The organism is Pseudomonas sivasensis, from assembly GCF_052938085.1.
Map to the genome: position 1 here is coordinate 2,195,156 of NZ_CP176442.1, position 19,303 is coordinate 2,214,458.

General features: G+C 62.2%; 16 protein-coding genes. 9 read left to right on the forward strand and 7 right to left on the reverse strand.

Features of this window, described 5'->3' with window-relative positions; genetic code table 11:
- The first annotated feature begins 4 nt into the window (after positions 1–4).
- From ACKZ62_RS10315 to ACKZ62_RS10355, 9 genes are all read left to right on the forward strand, one after another.
- Entirely contained in the window at positions 5–934 is a 930-nt protein-coding gene (locus tag ACKZ62_RS10315; protein ID WP_122765526.1) for a quinoprotein relay system zinc metallohydrolase 1, read from the forward strand.
- Positions 935–1,041: 107 nt separating this feature from the next.
- Entirely contained in the window at positions 1,042–2,817 is a 1,776-nt protein-coding gene (locus ACKZ62_RS10320) for a PQQ-dependent methanol/ethanol family dehydrogenase (RefSeq protein ID WP_032889964.1), read from the forward strand.
- Positions 2,818–2,938: 121 nt separating this feature from the next.
- Complete coding sequence (exaC, locus tag ACKZ62_RS10325) at positions 2,939–4,459, forward strand: acetaldehyde dehydrogenase ExaC (RefSeq protein WP_032889961.1); 1,521 nt, start codon at positions 2,939–2,941, stop codon at positions 4,457–4,459.
- Between the two features lie 240 nt (positions 4,460–4,699).
- Positions 4,700–4,771, forward strand: coding sequence for a pyrroloquinoline quinone precursor peptide PqqA (gene pqqA, locus ACKZ62_RS10330; RefSeq protein WP_010209364.1), 72 nt, complete (start codon positions 4,700–4,702; stop codon positions 4,769–4,771).
- 127 nt (positions 4,772–4,898) lie between these two features.
- Positions 4,899–6,062 carry an alcohol dehydrogenase-like regulatory protein ErcA gene (gene ercA / locus ACKZ62_RS10335; RefSeq protein ID WP_032889958.1) on the forward strand — a complete coding sequence of 388 codons (1,164 nt, stop codon included), beginning with the start codon at positions 4,899–4,901 and terminating at the stop codon, positions 6,060–6,062.
- Positions 6,046–7,416, forward strand: coding sequence for an ATP-binding response regulator (locus ACKZ62_RS10340; protein ID WP_032889957.1), 1,371 nt, complete (start codon positions 6,046–6,048; stop codon positions 7,414–7,416). The genes ercA and ACKZ62_RS10340 overlap by 17 nt, the downstream gene beginning before the upstream one ends.
- Before the next feature lie 79 nt (positions 7,417–7,495).
- Complete coding sequence (locus tag ACKZ62_RS10345; RefSeq protein WP_447096628.1) at positions 7,496–8,974, forward strand: DASS family sodium-coupled anion symporter; 1,479 nt, start codon at positions 7,496–7,498, stop codon at positions 8,972–8,974.
- Positions 8,975–9,154: 180 nt separating this feature from the next.
- Positions 9,155–10,801, forward strand: coding sequence for an MFS transporter (locus tag ACKZ62_RS10350; protein ID WP_032889953.1), 1,647 nt, complete (start codon positions 9,155–9,157; stop codon positions 10,799–10,801).
- Complete coding sequence (locus ACKZ62_RS10355) at positions 10,798–11,943, forward strand: HlyD family secretion protein (protein ID WP_032889950.1); 1,146 nt, start codon at positions 10,798–10,800, stop codon at positions 11,941–11,943. Before ACKZ62_RS10350 ends, ACKZ62_RS10355 begins: the two co-directional genes overlap by 4 nt.
- Positions 11,944–12,133: 190 nt before the next feature.
- Here the strand turns inward: ACKZ62_RS10355 and ACKZ62_RS10360 are convergent, their stop codons facing one another.
- The 7 genes from ACKZ62_RS10360 to ACKZ62_RS10390 all read right to left on the reverse strand — a co-directional run bounded on the left by ACKZ62_RS10360 (position 12,134) and on the right by ACKZ62_RS10390 (position 19,126).
- Positions 12,134–13,024 carry an aldose 1-epimerase gene (locus ACKZ62_RS10360; protein ID WP_447096629.1) on the reverse strand — a complete coding sequence of 297 codons (891 nt, stop codon included), beginning with the start codon at positions 13,022–13,024 and terminating at the stop codon, positions 12,134–12,136.
- Positions 13,024–14,304: a TRAP transporter large permease gene (locus ACKZ62_RS10365; RefSeq protein WP_447096630.1), complete on the reverse strand. Its 1,281-nt coding sequence runs from the start codon at positions 14,302–14,304 to the stop codon at positions 13,024–13,026. Before ACKZ62_RS10365 ends, ACKZ62_RS10360 begins: the two co-directional genes overlap by 1 nt.
- A 1-nt stretch (position 14,305) precedes the next feature.
- Positions 14,306–14,833: a TRAP transporter small permease gene (locus ACKZ62_RS10370; RefSeq protein ID WP_447096631.1), complete on the reverse strand. Its 528-nt coding sequence runs from the start codon at positions 14,831–14,833 to the stop codon at positions 14,306–14,308.
- Positions 14,834–14,896: 63 nt separating this feature from the next.
- Positions 14,897–15,859, reverse strand: a complete 963-nt coding sequence (locus tag ACKZ62_RS10375; protein WP_032889942.1) for a TRAP transporter substrate-binding protein — start codon at positions 15,857–15,859, stop codon at positions 14,897–14,899.
- 56 nt (positions 15,860–15,915) lie between these two features.
- Positions 15,916–16,791, reverse strand: coding sequence for an SMP-30/gluconolactonase/LRE family protein (locus ACKZ62_RS10380; RefSeq protein ID WP_032889941.1), 876 nt, complete (start codon positions 16,789–16,791; stop codon positions 15,916–15,918).
- 30 nt (positions 16,792–16,821) lie between these two features.
- The gene (locus tag ACKZ62_RS10385; protein ID WP_032889940.1) at positions 16,822–17,640 is read right to left on the reverse strand and encodes an NAD-dependent epimerase/dehydratase family protein; all 819 of its coding nucleotides are present in this window, start codon (positions 17,638–17,640) and stop codon (positions 16,822–16,824) included.
- A gap of 223 nt (positions 17,641–17,863) precedes the next feature.
- On the reverse strand, positions 17,864–19,126 hold the full coding sequence (locus ACKZ62_RS10390; protein ID WP_447096632.1) for an OprD family porin: 1,263 nt from the start codon (positions 19,124–19,126) through the stop codon (positions 17,864–17,866).
- Between the last annotated feature and the right edge of the window lie 177 nt (positions 19,127–19,303).

Sequence of the window (19,303 nt, forward strand, 5' to 3'; positions counted from 1 at the left end):
CGGCATGCGCTGGATTCTATTGTTGTGCCTGGGCCTGAGCTTGCCCGCCCTGGCAGATCTCGACTACGCCCTCAAGCCCCGGCTGATCGCCGACGACACCTGGCTACTCGAAGGCAGCACTGACAATTTTGCCAAGGCCAATGGCGGCAATATCGTCAACACCGCCTTCATCGTCACCGAGGCCGGCGTGGTGGTGATCGACACCGGGCCGTCGCGGCGCTACGGCGAAGCGATGCGCGAGGCCATCGCCCGCGTCACCCCCAAGCCGGTGATCCAGGTGCTGATTACCCATCATCACCCCGACCATGCGCTGGGCAACCAGGCCTTCAAGGACGTGCCCATCGGCGCCCTGGCCGAGACCACGCGGCTGCTGCATGAGCAGGGCGACGGCATGGCGGAAAACCTCTACCGCATGGTCGGCGACTGGATGCGCGGCACTGAAGTGGTGTTGCCCACTCAGGTGCTGGAACCCGGTGTGCTGAGCGTCGGCGGCCACGACTTGCGCCTGCTCGCGCTCACCGGCCACACCGGCGCCGACCTGGCGATCTTCGACCAGAGCACCGGCGTGCTGTTTGCCGGCGACCTGGTGTTTTACCAGCGTGCGCTCACCACCCCCAACAGCCCGGGCCTGGCGGTGTGGCTGGCCGACCTCGGCACCCTGCAAGCCTTGCCCTGGACCCTGATCGTGCCCGGCCATGGCCCGGTGGCCAGCGACGCGCAACCCTTCACGCAAATGCGTGACTACCTGACCTGGCTCGATCAGCTGCTGCGTGACGGCGCTGCCAAGGGCAACGACATGGCCGAGATGATCCGCAGCCCCATCCCCGAACGTTTCGCCGCGATCAGCCTGAGCCGCTATGAACTGATCCGCAGCGTCAGCCACCTGTACCCGCGTTACGAGCGCGAGCAGATGCAACCGCTACTAAGGAACTAGCAAACTCGATACTGCGGTCAATTGTGACAATGGCCCCTGCGCCCAAGAATCTGCACCAGACCGGGAAAATTTCCCGGGTATAACAAAAAACCGCAGAGGTAGCCGTCATGACCCAACCCGCACGTCGCCAACCCTTCGCCTTGAGTGTGTTGCTCGGTGCCATCCTGTTATCCGGCCAGGCCATGGCCTCGGTCACCGATGAGGACATCCTCCAGGACCCGAAAAACCCCGGGCAGATCGTCACCAACGGCCTGGGCGTGCAGGGCCAGCGCTACAGCCCCCTCGACACCCTGAACGTCGATAACGTCAAGGAACTGCGCCCGGTCTGGGCGTTTTCCTTTGGCGGCGAAAAGCAGCGTGGGCAACAGGCGCAGCCGATGATCAAGGACGGGGTGATGTACCTCACCGGTTCCTACTCGCGGGTGTTCGCGGTGGATGCGCGCACCGGCAAGAAACTCTGGCAGTACGATGCGCGTCTGCCCGATGACATCCGCCCGTGCTGTGACGTGATCAACCGTGGCGTGGCGCTGTACGGCGACCTGGTGTTCTTCGGCACCCTCGACGCCAAGCTGGTGGCGCTGAACAAAGACACCGGCAAAGTGGTGTGGAGCAAGCAGGTCGCCGATCACAAGGAAGGCTACTCGATCAGCGCCGCGCCCCTGGTGGTCAACGGCAAGCTGATCACCGGCGTGGCCGGTGGCGAATTCGGCGTGGTGGGCAAGATCCAGGCCTATGACCCGAAAAACGGCGAGCTGCTGTGGAGCCGCCCGACCGTCGAAGGCCATATGGGTTATGTCTACAAAGACGGCAAGGCTGTGGAAAACGGCATCTCCGGCGGCGAGGCGGGCAAGACCTGGCCGGGGGATTTGTGGAAAACCGGCGGCGCGGCACCGTGGCTGGGCGGCTACTACGACCCTGAAACCAACCTGCTGCTGTTCGGCACCGGCAACCCGGCGCCGTGGAACTCGCACCTGCGCCCTGGCGACAACCTTTACTCGTCCTCGCGCCTGGCGCTGAACCCGGACGACGGCACCATCAAGTGGCACTTCCAGAGCACGCCCCACGACGGTTGGGACTATGACGGCGTCAACGAGCTGGTCTCCTTCAACTACACCGAAGGTGGCAAGGAAATCAAAGCTGCGGCCACCGCCGACCGCAACGGCTTCTTCTACGTGCTCGATCGCACCAACGGCAAGTTCATCCGAGGCTTCCCGTTTGTCGACAAGATCACCTGGGCCACGGGCCTGGATAAGGACGGTCGTCCGATCTACAACGAAGCCAGCCGCCCAGGTGCGCCGGGCAGCGAAACCAAGGGCACTTCGGTGTTTGTCGCACCGGCGTTCCTCGGTGCGAAGAACTGGATGCCGATGGCCTACAACCGTGACACCGGGCTGTTCTACGTGCCGTCCAACGAGTGGGGCATGGACATCTGGAACGAAGGTATCGCCTACAAGAAAGGCGCGGCGTTCCTCGGCGCGGGCTTCACTATCAAGCCGTTGAACGAAGACTATATCGGCGTACTGCGCGCCATCGATCCTAAGACGGGTAAGGAAGTCTGGCGCCACAAGAACTTCGCGCCGCTGTGGGGCGGGGTGCTGACCACCAAGGGCAACCTGGTGTTCACCGGTACGCCGGAAGGTTTCCTGCAAGCATTCAACGCCAAGACTGGCGAGAAGGTCTGGGAATTCCAGACCGGCTCCGGCGTGCTCGGTTCGCCTGTGACCTGGGAAATGGACGGCGAACAGTACGTCTCGGTGCTCTCCGGCTGGGGCGGCGCGGTGCCGTTGTGGGGCGGTGAGGTGGCCAAGCGCATCAAGGACTTCAACCAGGGCGGCATGCTCTGGACCTTCAAGCTGCCCAAAGAGCTGGTCGCCAAACACTGAATCTACGACCAAATGACAAGTGCCCCCCTGCCAACGGCGCATTCGCCCGGCAACGGGGGCTCTTTACTATCGGGTCATCGCCTGTTGACCGACAGGCCCGGACCCAGACAGAGGCTTTAACATGATCTACGCACAACCTGGCACCCCTGGCGCTATCGTCAGCTTCAAGCAGCGCTACGGAAATTACATCGGCGGAGAGTTCGTCGCCCCGCTGAGCGGTGAGTATTTCACCAACACCTCGCCAGTGACCGGTGAAGCGATCGCCGAATTCCCGCGCTCCAACGCTGCCGATATCGACAAAGCCCTCGACGCCGCCCATGCCGCCGCTGACGCCTGGGGCAAGACGTCGCCCCAGGATCGCTCCCTGGTGCTGCTGAAAATCGCCGACCGTATCGAGCAGAATCTCGAAGTACTGGCCGTGACCGAAAGCTGGGACAACGGCAAGGCCGTGCGCGAAACCCTCAACGCTGACGTGCCCCTGGCCGCCGACCACTTCCGCTACTTCGCCGGCTGCATCCGCGCCCAGGAAGGCGGCGCCGCCGAGATCAACGAACACACCGCGGCCTATCACTTCCATGAGCCATTGGGCGTGGTCGGGCAGATCATTCCGTGGAACTTCCCGCTGCTGATGGCCGCCTGGAAACTCGCCCCGGCCCTCGCTGCCGGTAACTGCATCGTGCTCAAGCCGGCCGAGCAGACACCGCTGTCGATCATGGTGTTTGCCGAGTTGATCAATGACCTGCTGCCACCGGGCGTGCTGAATATCGTGCAGGGCTTTGGCCGCGAAGCCGGGGAGGCACTGGCCACCAGCAAGCGCATCGCCAAGATTGCCTTTACCGGCTCGACCCCAATCGGTGCGCACATCATGCATGCGGCCGCCGAGAACCTCATTCCGTCCACCGTGGAACTGGGCGGCAAGTCGCCGAACATCTTCTTCGAAGACATCATGCAGGCCGAGCCGCAATTCATCGAAAAAGCCGCCGAAGGCCTGGTGTTGGCGTTCTTCAACCAGGGCGAAGTGTGCACCTGCCCGTCGCGGGCGCTGGTGCAGGAGTCGATCTACGACGACTTCATGAAAGTGGTGATGAAGAAGATCGTCAAGATCAAGCGCGGCAACCCGTTGGACACCGAGACCATGGTCGGCGCCCAGGCGTCCGAGCAGCAATACGACAAGATCCTCTCCTACCTCAAGATCGCCCAGGAAGAGGGCGCCGAGCTGCTCACCGGCGGCGCGGCCGAGCGCCTGGAAGGCGACCTGTCCAGCGGTTATTACATCCAGCCGACCCTGCTCAAGGGCCACAACAAGATGCGCGTGTTCCAGGAAGAAATCTTCGGCCCGGTGGTGGGTATCACCACCTTCAAGGACGAAGCCGAAGCCCTGGCCATTGCCAACGACAGCGAATTCGGCCTCGGCGCCGGGCTGTGGACCCGCGACATCAACCGCGCCTACCGCATGGGCCGGGCGATCAAGGCTGGCCGCGTGTGGACCAACTGTTATCACCTGTACCCGGCGCATGCGGCGTTTGGCGGCTACAAGAAGTCGGGCGTGGGGCGTGAGAACCACAAGATGATGCTCGATCACTACCAGCAGACCAAGAATTTGCTGGTGAGCTACGACATCAATCCATTGGGTTTCTTCTAACCCTCGGATTGCAACGCGGTCCCCTGTGGGAGGGGGCTTGCTCCCGATGGCGGTGGGTCAGTCAACAGTGATGTGGCTGACACATTGCTATCGGGAGCAAGCCCCCTCCCACATTTTGATCGGCGTACACCCGCTACCAATGCGGGTGCGAGCTCCTTCGAAAGTAGCATTCGCACCCCCATCCCCCCATGCATTAATGCCTCTACCGGAATCTTCCGGCACAACAAGAGGACTCTCCCCATGTGGACCAAACCCGCCTTCACCGACCTGCGTATCGGCTTCGAAGTGACCATGTACTTCGCCAGCCGTTGATCCATCTCCGGCCAGCCTCGCGCTGGCCGGTGCCGTATTGGGAATGACCCTTTGGTCTGATTGCATTCGCCTGCGAATGGGTTAGTGTGAAGCGCATCTCCCAAAAATAATAAGAACAGGCTTTCCAATGAGCCCCAATCTGAGCCTCCTGCGTAAATTCGTCTCGCCTGAAATCATCTTCGGTGCCGGCTGCCGGCACAACGTCGGTAACTATGCCAAGACCTTCGGTGCGCGCAAGGTGCTGGTCGTCAGCGACCCCGGTGTGATCGCTGCCGGTTGGGTGGCGGATGTGGAAGCTAGCCTGCAAGCCATCGGTATCGACTACTGCCTGTACAGCGCTGTGTCGCCCAATCCGCGCGTCGAAGAAGTAATGCTCGGCGCCGAGGTGTACCGGGAAAACCATTGCGACGTGATCGTGGCCATCGGCGGCGGCAGTCCGATGGATTGCGGCAAGGCCATCGGCATTGTGGTCGCCCATGGGCGTAGCATTCTTGAGTTCGAGGGCGTGGACACCATTCGTGTGCCCAGCCCGCCGTTGATCCTGATCCCCACCACCGCCGGTACGTCGGCGGATGTCTCGCAGTTCGTGATCATTTCCAATCAGCAGGAGCGCATGAAGTTCTCCATCGTCAGCAAGGCGGTGGTGCCGGATGTGTCGCTGATCGACCCGGAGACCACGGCGAGCATGGACCCGTTCCTGTCCGCCTGTACCGGCATCGACGCGCTGGTGCATGCCATCGAGGCGTTCGTGTCCACCGGCCACGGCCCACTGACCGACCCCCATGCGCTGGAAGCCATGCGCCTGATCAACGGCAACCTGGTGCAGATGATCGCCAACCCCACGGACATTGCCCTGCGCGAGAAAATCATGCTCGGCAGCATGCAGGCGGGCCTGGCGTTTTCCAACGCGATCCTCGGCGCCGTGCATGCCATGTCCCACAGCCTCGGCGGCTTTCTCGATTTGCCCCACGGTTTGTGCAACGCGGTGCTGGTGGAGCATGTGGTGGCGTTCAACTACAACTCGGCGCCGGAGCGCTTCAAGGTGATTGCCGAGACCTTTGGCATTGACTGCCGTGGCCTCAACCATCGACAGATCTGCGGACGATTGGTCGACCACCTGATCGCGCTCAAACATGCCATTGGCTTCCACGAAACCCTGGGTCTGCATGGGGTGCGCGTGGCGGATATTCCGTTCCTGTCCGAGCATGCGATGGACGACCCCTGCATCCTCACCAACCCTCGTGAGTCCAGCCAGCGTGACGTCGAGGTTGTTTATGGCGAAGCGCTCTGACGACCAGCAACAAGCACTGGCAGGGCTGCTGGGCCTGGGCAATCACTCGGCACGCAAGAGTCACTACCCGGAACTCACCGCGCGCCTCGACGAGCTGGAGGCGGAGCGCAACCGCTATATCCGTCTCAACGATGAGCTGGAACAGCGCGTGGCCGCGCGCACCGATGAGCTGCTGGAAGCCAACCGCAACCTGCAACAGCAGATCGCCCAGCGTGAGCAGGTCGAGCAGGAATTGCGCGATGCGCGCGACGCCGCGGAGGCTGCCAACCGCAGCAAGGACAAATACCTCGCCGCCGCGAGCCATGACCTGCTGCAACCGCTGAACGCGGCGCGGCTGCTGATCTCCACCCTGCGTGAACGCAACTTGCCCAGCGTCGAGCAGGTGCTGGTGGAACGTACTCACCAGGCGCTGGAAGGCGCGGAAGATTTACTCACCGATTTGCTGGATATTTCGCGGCTCGACCAGGCGGCGGTCAAACCCGACGTGGCGCTGTATCGTCTGGATGAGCTGTTTGCGCCGCTGGTCTCGGAGTTCCAGTCGGTGGCGCTGGCGGCCGGGCTGAACCTGCGTGCGCGTACCGGTCATTATGCGATTCGCACCGACTTGCGCCTGGTGACGCGGATTCTGCGCAACTTCCTCAGCAACGCCTGCCGCTACACCGACGAGGGCTGCATCCTGCTCGGCGCGCGCCGCCGTGGCGACCGCCTGCGCCTGGAGGTGTGGGACACCGGGCGCGGCATCGCGGCCGACCGGCTCGACGCGATCTTCCTCGAATTCAACCAGCTCGACGTCGGCCGCGCCTCGGACCGCAAAGGCGTGGGGCTGGGCCTGGCGATTGTCGAGCGTATCGCCGAGATCCTCGGCTACCCAGTGGCGGTCCGTTCGTGGCCGGGGCGTGGCTCGATGTTCAGCATCGAGGTGCCCATCAGCGAAGAGATGCCCCTGGCGATCAGCCAACTGCCGGTGCTGCCGACCACGGGCAACCCGCTGCCGGGGCGGCGTTTGCTGGTGATCGATAACGAGGTGAGCATCCTCGAAAGCATGCGCGCGCTGCTGGTGCAGTGGGGCTGTGAGGTGGTCACCGCCACCGACCAGGCCGGCGCGTTACTGGCGTTGCAGGGCAGGGCGCCGGAGTTGATCCTCGCCGATTACCATCTCGACCACGGCGTGGTGGGCGCTGCGGTGGTCAAGCATCTGCGCGAGCATTTCGCGCAAAAGATCCCGGCCGTGATCATCACCGCCGACCGCACCGACCAATGCCGTCGCGTGCTGCGCCGCCTGGACGCGCCGTTGTTGAACAAACCGCTCAAGCCCGGCAAGTTGCGGGCGGTATTGAGCCAGTTATTGACCTAGGGTCTTGATACCCGTCAACACCCGTTGCGGCGCTTTGCCCCATGCTGCCTGCCTGATTTAGAGCACGACGGAGCCCGCCATGAACGCCCCCGCAACAACCGCAGCATCCTTCAAGTTGCCCCCGGGCCTGGTGATCGGCGTACTGGCGATGGTCGGCGTGCTGCTGTTGCCGCTGCCCGCCGATCTGCCGGTGGCCGGGCAGCGCATGCTGGCGATCCTCGCGTTTGCCGTGGTGGTGTGGATCACCGAGGCGGTGTCTTATGAGGCCAGCGCGATCATGATCACCTCGCTCATGGCGTTTTTGCTCGGTACGGCGCCGTCGCTGCAAGACCCCGCCCACCTGATCGGCTCCAGCCCGGCCATCAGCATGGCGCTCACCGGCTTTTCCAACCCGGCACTGGCCTTGGTGGCGGGCGCGTTGTTCATTGCGGCGGCCATGACCCACACCGGCCTCGACCGGCGCATCGCCCTCGTGACCCTGACCCGCGTCGGCACCAGCACCCGCGGCATTCTGCTGGGGGCGATTGCGGTGACCATCCTGCTCAGCCTCGTGGTGCCCAGTGCCACCGCGCGCAGCGCCTGTGTGGTGCCGATCATGATGGGCGTGGTTGCCGCGTTTGGCGTGGACAAGCGCTCCAATATTGCCGCCGGCCTGATGATCGTGGTGGCCCAGGGCACCAGCATCTGGAACGTCGGCATCCAGACCGCCGCCGCGCAAAACCTGCTGAGCGTGGGCTTTATGGACAAGATGCTCGGCCAGCGCGTGTCGTGGATCGATTGGCTGATCGCCGGCGCGCCGTGGGCGGTGATCATGTCGGCGGTGTTGCTGTTCCTGGTGATCAAGCTGCTGCCGCCGGAAACCGACAGCATCCCCGGTGGCAAGGAGGCCGTGGCCCAGTCCCTGGTGGACATCGGCCCGATGACCGGCCCGCAGAAGCGCTTGCTCACCGTGTCGGTGCTGTTGCTGTTGGCGTGGGCGACGGAAGGGCGCCTGCACCCTTTCGACACCACCTCGACCACCTACGCCGGGCTGGTGTTCCTGCTGTTGCCGGGGATTGGGGTGATGACCTGGAAGGATGTGCAGTCGCGTATTCCGTGGGGCACGGTGATTGTGTTCGGCGTGGGCATCAGCCTCGGCACCGCGTTGCTGACCACCCAGGCCGGGCAGTGGCTGGGCTCCCAAGTGGTGGCGCATACCGGGTTGGATCAGGTCGGGCCGTTGGGGGTGTTTGCGATTTTGGGAGCGTTTTTGATTGTGATCCACCTGGGCTTTGCCAGCGCCACGGCGCTGACCTCGGCGCTGTTGCCGATCCTGATTGCGGTGTTGCAGACCTTGCCCGGGGAGTTCAACCGGTTGGGGATGACCATGCTGCTGGGGTTTGTGATGAGCTACGGGTTTATCCTGCCGATTAATGCGCCGCAGAATATGGTGTGCCTGGGGACTGGGACGTTTACGGCGCGGCAGTTCGCCAAGGTGGGGATCCTGGTGACGTTGATCGGGTATGGGCTGATGTTGGTGTTTGCGGCGACTTACTGGAGTTGGTTGGGGTGGATCTGATCGGGAAGGCGGTTCTGGATGGGCATGCTATCCAAAGAGAGCAAGCCCCCTCCGACTTTTGACCGTACCAGCTCCAGGCATCAATTCCATGCCCAAGATGGCAAGATGAACCCTGCTCAGGTTTACTACTCTGAGTAATGGTTTTACCGACCTCACCCGTCGGGTCATCTAGGTCATCGAATGGATAAATACACCCCCCACACCTGGGAACCCCACGAGCGCCCGAGCCTGCCCGGTTCGCCGTCGACGCCGTGGCACCCTACGCACAAGCGTTGGCTGTATGCGCTGGTCGGTGTGCTGGTCGCGATCACTGGCGGCCTGGGAAATGCCCTGGTCATCGCCAACCTGCAATACCTGCAAGGCGCCCTCGGCGCGACCACAGCGGAAATGGCCTGGCTGCCCGCCGCCTATGTGATGACCAACGTGTGCATGAACCTGCTGCTGGTGAAGTTCCGCCAGCAGTTCGGCCTGCGCGTGTTCACCGAGGTGTTCCTGGTGCTGTACGCGCTGGTGACCTTCGGCCACTTGTTCGTTAACGATCTCAGTTCGGCCATCGCGGTGCGGGCGGCCCATGGGATGGTGGGCGCGGCCCTGAGTTCGTTGGGCTTGTACTACATGATCCAGGCGTTCCCCGCCAAGTGGCGACTCAAAGCCCTGGTGCTGGGTTTGGGCACGGCGCAGTTGGCGTTGCCGCTGGCGCGGTTGTTCTCCGAAGATTTGCTGCAAATCGCCGAGTGGCGCGGTTTGTACCTGTTTGAATTGGGGATGGCGCTGATCTGCCTGGGGTGTGTGTTCTTGCTCAAGTTGCCGCCGGGTGACCGCTTCAAGACCTTTGAGAAACTCGACTTCCTGACCTTCGGCATCCTCGCCACCGGCGTGGCGTTGCTCTGTGCGGTGCTGTCCCTGGGGCGCATCGACTGGTGGCTGGAAGCCCCGTGGATCGGTATCGCGTCAGCCTGTTCCCTGGTGTTGATCATGGCAGGCTTGGCCATTGAGCATAACCGCGCCAACCCGATGTTGATGACCCGTTGGCTGGGCAGCGGCACCATGATTCGCCTGGCACTGGCGGTGATCCTGATTCGCATGGTGCTGTCGGAGCAGTCCACCGGTGCGGTCGGGTTCATGCAGATGTTGAACATGAGCTACCAGCAGATGCATACGCTGTACGTGGTGATGCTGGCCGGCGCGATCAGCGGGCTGGCGGTCAGTGCGCTGACGATCAACCCGGCTCACTTGCTGATGCCGCTGGTGATCTCCCTGGCGCTGATGGCCACGGGCTCGGTGATGGACAGTTTCTCCAGCAACCTGACCCGGCCCGAAAACCTGTATATCAGCCAGTTCCTGTTGGGCTTTGGCGGCACTTTTTTCCTGGGACCGACCATGGTGTTGGGCACCAAGAACGTGCTGACGAACCCGCGCAATCTGGTGAGTTTTTCGGTGATGTTCGGCATTTGCCAGAACCTCGGCGGCCTGATTGGAGCCGCGTTGCTGGGAACGTTCCAGGTCGTGCGGGAGAAGTTTCATTCCAGCATGATCGTCGAACACTTGACCTTACTCGACCCGCGTGTGGCCGCGCGGGTGAGCAGCGGTGGCTCGGCCTATGGCGGTGTCATTGCCGACCCCGAGCTGCGCAACCTGATGGGTATCCGCAGCTTGGCCACGGCGGCCACCCGTGAAGCGAATGTCATGGCTTACAACGATGTGTTCATGCTGATTGCGATCATCGCGATCCTGACCATGCTCTGGATATTTATTCGCAGTCTGTGGCTGATGAGCACCACCCAAGCAGCAGCCCCTCCCGTTCAACCCAGCGGCGCACCTTCATGACCGAACCTTCGACAACCACCACCACCGCCATTGCATCCACCCCGGAAGGCACCATGCCGCCCGGCGCTACGGTCACCGAGCCGCGCTCATTGCGCGTGCGCATCCTTTCGTCCATGGGCTTCGCCGCGATTGCCATCGTCGGGGTATTGATCGTGCTGTATGCCTGGCAACTGCCGCCGTTCAGCAGCGCGGTGGAAACCACTGAAAACGCCCTGGTACGTGGCCAAGTGACGATTATTGGCCCGCAGCTCAGCGGCTATGTGTTCGAGGTGCCAGTGCAGGACTTCCAGTACGTCAAGGCCGGTGACTTGTTGGTGCGCCTTGATGATCGCATCTACAAGCAGCGCCTGGACCAAGCCTTGGCGCAACTGGCGGTGCAGAAGGCCTCGCTGGCCAATGTGGTGCAGCAGCGCAACAGCGCCGAAGCGACCATCAAGTTACGCCAGGCTGCGCTGGTAGACAGCCAGGCACAGGCGCGTAAAAGCACTGCGGATTTGCGTCGTAACGAGGAGCTGATCAGCGACGGTTCGGTGTCCAAGCGCGAGCTGGACGTGACCCGTGCTGCCAATGCGCAGACGGTCGCCGCCGTCGCCCAAGCCCAGGCCAGCCTGGAAATCGCGCGGCAGGATTTGCAGACGGTGATCGTCAATCGCGGCTCCCTGGAAGCGGCGGTGGCGAGTGCTGATGCGGCGGTGGAATTGGCGCGGATCGATCTGTCCAACACCCGCATCACCGCACCCCGCGACGGTCAGTTGGGGCAGATTGGCGTGCGCCTCGGTGCCTACGTCAACTCTGGCGCGCAGTTGATGGCACTGGTGCCGAAGCAGCTGTGGGTGATTGCCAATATGAAAGAAACCCAAATGGACAATGTGCAGGTCGGCCAGCCGGTGACCTTTACCGTGGATGCGCTGAACCACCGCAAGTTTCATGGCACGGTGCAGCATATTTCGCCGGCCACCGGCTCGGAGTTCAGCCTGTTGCAGGCGGACAACGCGACGGGCAACTTTGTGAAGATTGCCCAGCGCGTGCCGGTAAGGATTACGGTGGACCCGGATCAGGCTGAGAGCGAACGTTTGCGGCCGGGGTTGTCGGTTGTCGTGAGTATCGATACGGCTGGGCGTCTGAAAAACTCTCCACCCTGACATCACTGACAAAACCTAAATCAAAACTGTGGGGGGGGCTTGCCCCTGATAGCTATAGGTATTTACGCCACTTTATAGCAGTCAACGGTAATCACGATGCGAAGCGAGCCGCCGTAAGGGCGGAACCCATAGCGGCCGTTGGCTGAATAATGGATATGTACTCGGTCTGTTCCAGTATCCTGTTCGGCTGTCAGGCCGCCATCGGAGGCAAGCCCCCTCCCATATTTTGAATGTATTTCAGGTTGAAATTGAGTTGGACCGACTGATTGTGTTCCAGCAGTTTCAGGCCCGGCCGTCCCGCTAGGTGATGAGCATTCACCGGATGACTCACCGGCTCGATGCAAAAGAACCCCAGCCCCGGCGGGCAGTACAGCAGGAAGTAATCGGCCCCGCTGGCCTGGCATTCCAGCGCATAGCCCAGGTCCGGCTGTTCGATCCGGCAATACCCGTCCCACTGGCAAAAGCCGTTGTCCACCAAGCCTTGGGGCAGGGCATTCATTTCCTGGAAATCCCACTCGTCCGGCACCGGTGCCAAGCCGGTCGGCAGCTTGGACGCGTCACTCATCCACACCTGCGCGGCCTTGGCCTGCAACCGGGTACCCGGCCGACGCGGAAAGTACGGATGCAAGCCCACGCCATGCCACGCCGCTGTTTCGGCCAGATGGGTCACGCGCAGTTCGATACGCAAGGCCCCATCGCTCAAGTGAATCCGCTGCTCGGCGCGATAGGCAAAAGGCGTCTCGCAGACCACCTCCAGCACCACTTCATCTGCCGACTGGCTGACCACCTGCCACGCTTGTTGCCAGGCCGAACCGTGAATCGGCAGCGGATCGGTCAGGCTGTTAGGCGTGAGCACCAGCCAACCGTCGGGGTTATCGAAACCGCCGTGGGCAATGCGGTTGGACCAGGGCACCAACGGATAGCACCCCAGCTTGCCCGGCAAACCGGTATGGATCGCCTGCTCATCGTTATGGCGCAGCAACGGCTGCCCGGTGGCGCGCACCGTCCAGTTGACGATGCTGCCGCCCACGGCCGGATTCAAGGTGAGGTGGGTCAGGTTGTCTTCAAGTTCAATCAGCATTACAGCACCACGCTCGGCAGCCACAGCGACAATGCTGGAATGTACGTCACTGCTATCAGCACCAGGAACAGCACGGCATAAAACGGCACCAGCGCCTTTACGGTTTTCTCGATGGTGGTTTTGCCCACCGCTGCGCCGACAAACAGCACCGCGCCCACCGGCGGGGTGATCAGGCCAATGCCGAGGTTCACCAGCATGATCATGCCGAAGTGCACCGGGTCGACGCCGATACCCAACACCACCGGCAACAGGATCGGCGTGAGGATCAGGATCAGCGGTGCCATGTCCATCACCGTGCCGAGCAACAGCAGCATGGCGTTGATGCACATCAGGATCACGTAGCGGTTGTCCGACAGCGTCAGGAACAGCGTGGTGATCTTCGCCGGGATCTGCATCAGGGTCATGATGTAGCCGAAGCTGGCGGCGAAGGCGATCAGGATCATCACGATGGAAATCGTGCGCACCGTGCGGTGCATCAGCTTGGGCAGCTCGCGCCACTTGTAGTCGCGGTAGATGAACATGGTCACGAAGAACGCCCACAGCACCGCAATCGCGGCGGACTCGGTGGCGGTGAAGATGCCCGAGAGGATGCCGCCGAGGATGATCACCATGGCCATCAGGCCCCAGAGCGCATCGGCGGCAATCTTCAGCGCCTGCTTCAGGGGGATGACTTCGCCTTTGGGGTAGTTGCGTTTCTTCGCGAAGATCAGGCACAGCACCATCAGGCACGCGCTCATCAGCAGGCCCGGCACCACGCCGGCCATGAACAGCGAAGCGATGGACACAGTGCCGCCAGCCGCCAGGGAGTAGAGCACCGAGTTGTGGCTGGGTGGCGTGAGCAAGGCCTGCACCGAGCCGCTGACGGTCACCGCCGTGGCAAATTCCCGTGGATAGCCGCGGCGCTCCATTTCTGGAATCAGCACCGAGCCCACCGAAGCGGTGTCCGCCACCGACGAGCCGGAGATCGCGCCGAAAAACGTCGAGGCCATGATGTTCACCAGGGACAGGCCGCCGCGCACAAAGCCCACCAGCACCCCGGCAAACGCCACCAGCCGCCGCGACATGCCGCCCTCGGCCATGATCGCCCCAGCCAGCACAAAGAACGGTATCGCCATCAACGAAAACTTGTTCACCCCGCCGGCCACCTGAATCATCAGGGCCTGGAACGGGATATCGATCCACCACGCGCCGATCAGCGCCGACAGCCCCAGGGCATAGGCCACCGGCATGCCGATCAGGATCAGGGCGATAAAGCTGCCCAGCAGAATCATTGCGTCCATATCAGGCAGCCCCTTCGTTTTCTTCTACCAGGTCGAAGCGCACCACGCGCCGGTTGCTCTGGTCGCCCAGCAGCAGTTTTTCCAGCACGAAAATCAGCGTCAGCACGCCCCCGATGGGGATCGGCATATAGGTGATACCCACGCGCAGGTTGGGGATGGCGCTCATGAACTGGTTCCAGGTGGACAGGCACAACTTGGTGCCCCAGATCGCCATGAACAGGCAGATTGTCGCCATCAGCAGTTGCGAGAAAATGCCGACGATTCGGCGTTGGGCAGGTGGCAGGCGGTCCGTGACCATGGCCACCGACATGTGCGTCCCGGCACGATAACTGGCGGCTGCGCCGATAAAGGTGAACACCAGCATCAGCAGGATAGCGGTGGGCTCCGGCCAGCTGGAACCGGTGCCGAGGATGTAGCGGGCAAAGATGCCCCAGGGAATGATCAGTGCGACCCCGAGGACCGAGAGACCGGCGACCCAGATGCAGGTCATGTAGATACGGTCGTTGATGCGCAGCAGTAGATTCTTCATGGCGTTCACCGTCACCGGGCGCGTCGATGCCGACCGCGCCAGGCCTTGTCAGGGAATGGGGCGTTACTGAACGGCGTCGATACGCTTGATGATGTCGGCGTAAGGCGCGCCGTACTTGGCTCGCACCGCGGCGGTGGCGTCGTAGAAGGGCTTTTTGTCGACGGTGATGAACTCGACCCCGGCCTTCTTGAGTTTTTCCTCACTGCTGGCGGACTTGGCGTCCCACAGCACGCGCTCATCGGCCTGGGCGACTTTGGCGGCTTTTTTCACCATGTCCTGCTGGGCGGGAGTGAGTTTGTTCCAGGTGATTTTCGACATCACGATGGGCTCAGGCAGGATCAGGTGTTCGGTGAGGGTGTAGTACTTGGCGTTCTGGAAGTGGTTGTGTTCCAGCAGGGTGGGCGGGTTGTTCTCCGCGCCGTCGATGACACCGGTCTGCAAGGCACTGAAGATCTCGCCGGTGTCCATGGCGATGCCGTTGGCGCCCATGGCGTTGAAGGCGTCGATGAACAGCGGGTTGCCCTGCACGCGGATCTTCATGCCCTTGAGGTCTTCGATCTTGCGCACCGGTTTCTTGGTGTAAAGGTTGCGCGTGCCGCCGTCCATCCAGGCCAGGGCCACGAGGCCGAACTCGGAGTCGGTGATCTTGGCGAGGATTTCATCGCCGATCTCGCCGTCGATGACCTTGCGCATATGCGCCTGGTCGCGGAACACGAACGGCAGGTTGAAGACGTTCACATCCGGCACCACCGGCCCGACGATGCCGAGGCTGACGCGGGTCATCTGCACGGCGCCCACTTGGGCCTGTTCGACTACTTCTTTCTCGGAGCCCAGCACGCCGCCCGGGAAGTACTTGAACGTGAGTTCGCCGTTGCTTTCCTTGGTCAGCGCCTTGCCCATGTTTTCTTCGGCAACCACGGTGGGGTAGCCAGCGGGGTGGATGTCGGCGAATTTGATTTCCAGCGCGTGAGCGGCGCTGCTGAGGGTGAACACTGCGGCGGCGAGCAAGGTGCGTTTGAAGTCCATTGGGGGTCACTCCTGTCTTGTTATTTTATTGTTGTATTCAAGGCACAGCGATGCAGCTAGAGGGTGAAGGTGGGCTCCGGCAATCCGGTGACGCCGGGGTTGAGCGCAAACACGCCGCCGGCGATGGACTGGTCGCTCTGGTCATCACGGATCGAGGTGACGAAGAGGGTGTCCAGCCGACTGCCGCCGAAGGCGCACATGGTGGGTTTTTTCACCGGCACGCTCAGGGAGCGATCCAGGCGACCGTCGGGGGTGAAGCGGTGGACCAAACCGGCGTCGTTGGCGCAGATCCAGTAGCAGCCTTCGGCGTCAACCGCGGCGCCGTCGGGTCGACCCAGGAAATGGTTCATGTCGACAAACACGCGGCGATTGGACGGCGTGCCGGTCTCGATGTCGTAGTCGAACGCCCAGATCTGCTGCACCAGCGGGTGGGAATCGGAGGCGTACATCGTGCGGCCATCGGGGCTGAAGGCCAGGCCATTCAGGGTGATGAACCCGTCAAGTTGGGCGTGGGGCGCTGAACCGGACGCATAACGGTAGAGGATGCCTTGCGCCGCATTGGCGCTCATGTTGAGCACCATGCTGCCGGCCCAGAAACGGCCCTGACGATCACAGCGGCCATCGTTCAGGCGCATGTCCGGGCGTGGGTGTTTGACACTGGCCAGGGGGGTGGTGTCGAGGCTGCCGTCGTTGTGTGCAGTGAGTTGGAAAAAGCCGGTTTCCATGCCTGCGACCCAATTGCCCGCATTGGTGCGGGCGATGCAGGCAAGCATCTGCGGGGCTTTCCAGGCGGCGACATGGCCGTTGCCGGCGCTCCAGCGCTGCAGGCCGCTGTTGGGAATGTCCACCCAGTACAGCGCGTTTTCCTCAGGCACCCATACCGGGCATTCGCCCACGGCATTGCGGGCGTCGACGATCAATTCAGCAGTCATGGCAACTCATTCCCTTGGGTTGATGTGAACTCAGTCACCGAACGGTCCGGCTGCGCAGAATGCGCCACCCTGATAGACCTTGGCCGGGTCATCGGCTGCCACTGGCGGCTGGGCTTCGACCTGGGCGCGGAACACTTCGGACGTGTCCTTGGGCACAAAACCCAGGTGTGCGGCGTGGCGGTTGTCCCACCAGGTGTCGAGGTTATCCGACATGCCGTAGACCACGGTGTGGCCGACGTTCGGCGTGTACAACGCGCGTTCGAGCAGTTGAGTGAGGTCGTCGAAACTCAGCCAGGTATGCATCATCCGGCGGTTCTGCGGTTCCGGGAACGAGGAGCCGATACGGATGCTCACGGTCTCGATGCCGTAGCGGTCGAAGTAGAAGCTGGCCATGTCTTCGCCATAGGACTTGGACAGGCCGTAGTAGCTGTCGGGGCGGCGTGGGGAATGGGCGTCGATGGTTTCGGTCTGCTTGTAGAAGCCGATCACATGGTTGGAGCTGGCGAAGATCACGCGCTTTACGCCATGGCGACGGGCGGCTTCGTAGATATGGAATGTGCCGCTGATATTGGCACCGAGGATTTCTTCAAACGGACGCTCCACCGAGACACCGCCAAAGTGCAGGATGGCGTCGACGCCTTCCACCAAGTGGTGCACGGCTTGTTTGTCGGCGAGGTCGCACGGTTGGACTTCCTCCGAGGCATCGGCAGCCGGGGCCATGGCGGCGATGTCGGACAGGCGCAGTACCTGGGCGTAAGGGCGCAGGCGCTCGCGCAGGACTTTACCGAGGCCACCGGCGGCACCGGTGAGCAGCAGGCGGTTGAAGGGAGCGGGGGTGGTCGTGGTCATGGGGATTCCAAATTTTTGTTGTAGGTTGTCGTATGACTATGCCGAAGTATTGTTAGGGAGCCCCCAGGTTGTCAACGTTCTTGCGGACAGAGTGCGGAGCAAAATGCGGGAGAGGGCTTGCCCTCAATGAGGGCGTGCCAGTGAATGCATCTGCTACTGACCCACCGCCATCGGGAGCAAGCCCCCTCCCACAGGGGATTTTCTTGGGCTGGGAGACTGAGCTCTACAGCAGGGAGATTGGATAGCTGATAAAGATCCGGTTTTCGTCGAACTCGTTGGTGCTGAAATCCCGACGCATGGTCGAGTTCCGCCACTTAACGTTCAGGTTCTTCAACGCACCGCTCTGCACGGTGTAGGCCAGCTCCGACTCACGCCCCCACTCTTTGCCATCAGTGATCGCCCCGGTGTGCACGTTGCTGCCGCTGATGTAGCGGTTCATCAGGGTCAGCCCCGGTACGCCGAGCACCACGAAGTTGAAGTCATGTCGCACCTGCCAGGATTTTTCCTTGGCGTTGTCATAGCTGGCGTTGTAACTGTCGTTGGCCAGGGTGCCGCCGCTGGTGCCGTTGACGCGCATCCACACGCTGTCGCCGGTGAGTTTTTGCAGGCCCACATAGAAGGTGTTGCCGCCGTATTTCGCCGAGAGCAGGGCGAAGGTGGTCTTGTTGTCCAGGTCGCCGGCCAGGGCGCTGCCGTCTTCCTTGCCGCTGAAGAAACCGAGGTTGGCGCCCAACGTCCAGTCGCCTACCGGCTGGCTGTGGGTGAGGTTGACGTAGCGCTGCTGGTAAATGTCGCTCAGTTCGGCGTACCACAGGCCGACCTGGGTGCGCTTGTCATTGAAGCTGTATTCGCCGCCGCCGAAGTTGAACCGGTCGGAGGTGAATGCCGCTTTGCCGTTCATGAACATGTCTTCCATGCTCGCGTCGTTGCGCGGGCTGTTGCCACGGAACTGGCCGCCGTAAAGGGTCAGGCCGGCGATCTCGTTGGACGTCACCTGGCCGCCGCGAAAGGTCTGGGGCAGGGAGCGACCATCGTCGGAACGCAGGATCGGCAGCACCGGCATCCATTCGCCGACCTTCAGTTCGGTCTTCGACAGTCGGGTTTTCAGCGCCACACCCAGGCGTCCGAAGTTGTCGGCGGGGCGGCCGTCATCGTGGATTGGCAGCAATTGGGTACCGCCAGTGCCTTTGCCGCCATCCAGTTTCTGGGAATACAGGCCCAACACATCAAGGCCGAAACCCACCGTGCCCTGGGTGAAGCCCGACTTGGCATCGAGAATGAAACTCTGCGTCCACTCTTCGGCCTTGCCTTGGGGGTTCGCCGGGTTGGTGAAATTGCGGTTGAAATAGGCGTTGCGCAGGTTGAGCGTGGCTTTGGCGTCGTCGACAAAACCTTCGGCGTGGGTGATGAGGGGCAGGGTGAAGGCCAGGCCGCCGAGACCGATAAGGCCGATACACGACGAGGAATTACGGGCGAATTGACTCACAGTGACGCTCCCTTTGATTTGTTGTTTTTATTATTTGTTATACGTCGTCGTACAACATCAGGGCGGATATTTGCGGGGTTTTCGTGGAGTGTCAAGCAGAAGTTATACGATGACTAAGTGAAGGCGGGAGCAGTCAATGTGGGAGGGGCGGTGCGACGATTCGACGTGCCCCCGATA

Bases quoted from the DNA above. Each gene is read 5' to 3' on its own strand.
- ACKZ62_RS10315 (WP_122765526.1), top strand. From the start codon at position 5: ATGCGCTGGATTCTATTGTTGTGCCTGGGCCTGAGCTTGCCCGCCCTG.
- ACKZ62_RS10320 (WP_032889964.1), top strand. From the start codon at position 1,042: ATGACCCAACCCGCACGTCGCCAACCCTTCGCCTTGAGTGTGTTGCTC.
- exaC (WP_032889961.1), top strand. From the start codon at position 2,939: ATGATCTACGCACAACCTGGCACCCCTGGCGCTATCGTCAGCTTCAAG.
- ercA (WP_032889958.1), top strand. From the start codon at position 4,899: ATGAGCCCCAATCTGAGCCTCCTGCGTAAATTCGTCTCGCCTGAAATC.
- ACKZ62_RS10340 (WP_032889957.1), top strand. From the start codon at position 6,046: ATGGCGAAGCGCTCTGACGACCAGCAACAAGCACTGGCAGGGCTGCTG.
- ACKZ62_RS10345 (WP_447096628.1), top strand. From the start codon at position 7,496: ATGAACGCCCCCGCAACAACCGCAGCATCCTTCAAGTTGCCCCCGGGC.
- ACKZ62_RS10350 (WP_032889953.1), top strand. From the start codon at position 9,155: ATGGATAAATACACCCCCCACACCTGGGAACCCCACGAGCGCCCGAGC.
- ACKZ62_RS10355 (WP_032889950.1), top strand. From the start codon at position 10,798: ATGACCGAACCTTCGACAACCACCACCACCGCCATTGCATCCACCCCG.
- ACKZ62_RS10360 (WP_447096629.1), bottom strand. From the start codon at position 13,024: ATGCTGATTGAACTTGAAGACAACCTGACCCACCTCACCTTGAATCCG.
- ACKZ62_RS10365 (WP_447096630.1), bottom strand. From the start codon at position 14,304: ATGGACGCAATGATTCTGCTGGGCAGCTTTATCGCCCTGATCCTGATC.
- ACKZ62_RS10370 (WP_447096631.1), bottom strand. From the start codon at position 14,833: ATGAAGAATCTACTGCTGCGCATCAACGACCGTATCTACATGACCTGC.
- ACKZ62_RS10375 (WP_032889942.1), bottom strand. From the start codon at position 15,859: ATGGACTTCAAACGCACCTTGCTCGCCGCCGCAGTGTTCACCCTCAGC.
- ACKZ62_RS10380 (WP_032889941.1), bottom strand. From the start codon at position 16,791: ATGACTGCTGAATTGATCGTCGACGCCCGCAATGCCGTGGGCGAATGC.
- ACKZ62_RS10385 (WP_032889940.1), bottom strand. From the start codon at position 17,640: ATGACCACGACCACCCCCGCTCCCTTCAACCGCCTGCTGCTCACCGGT.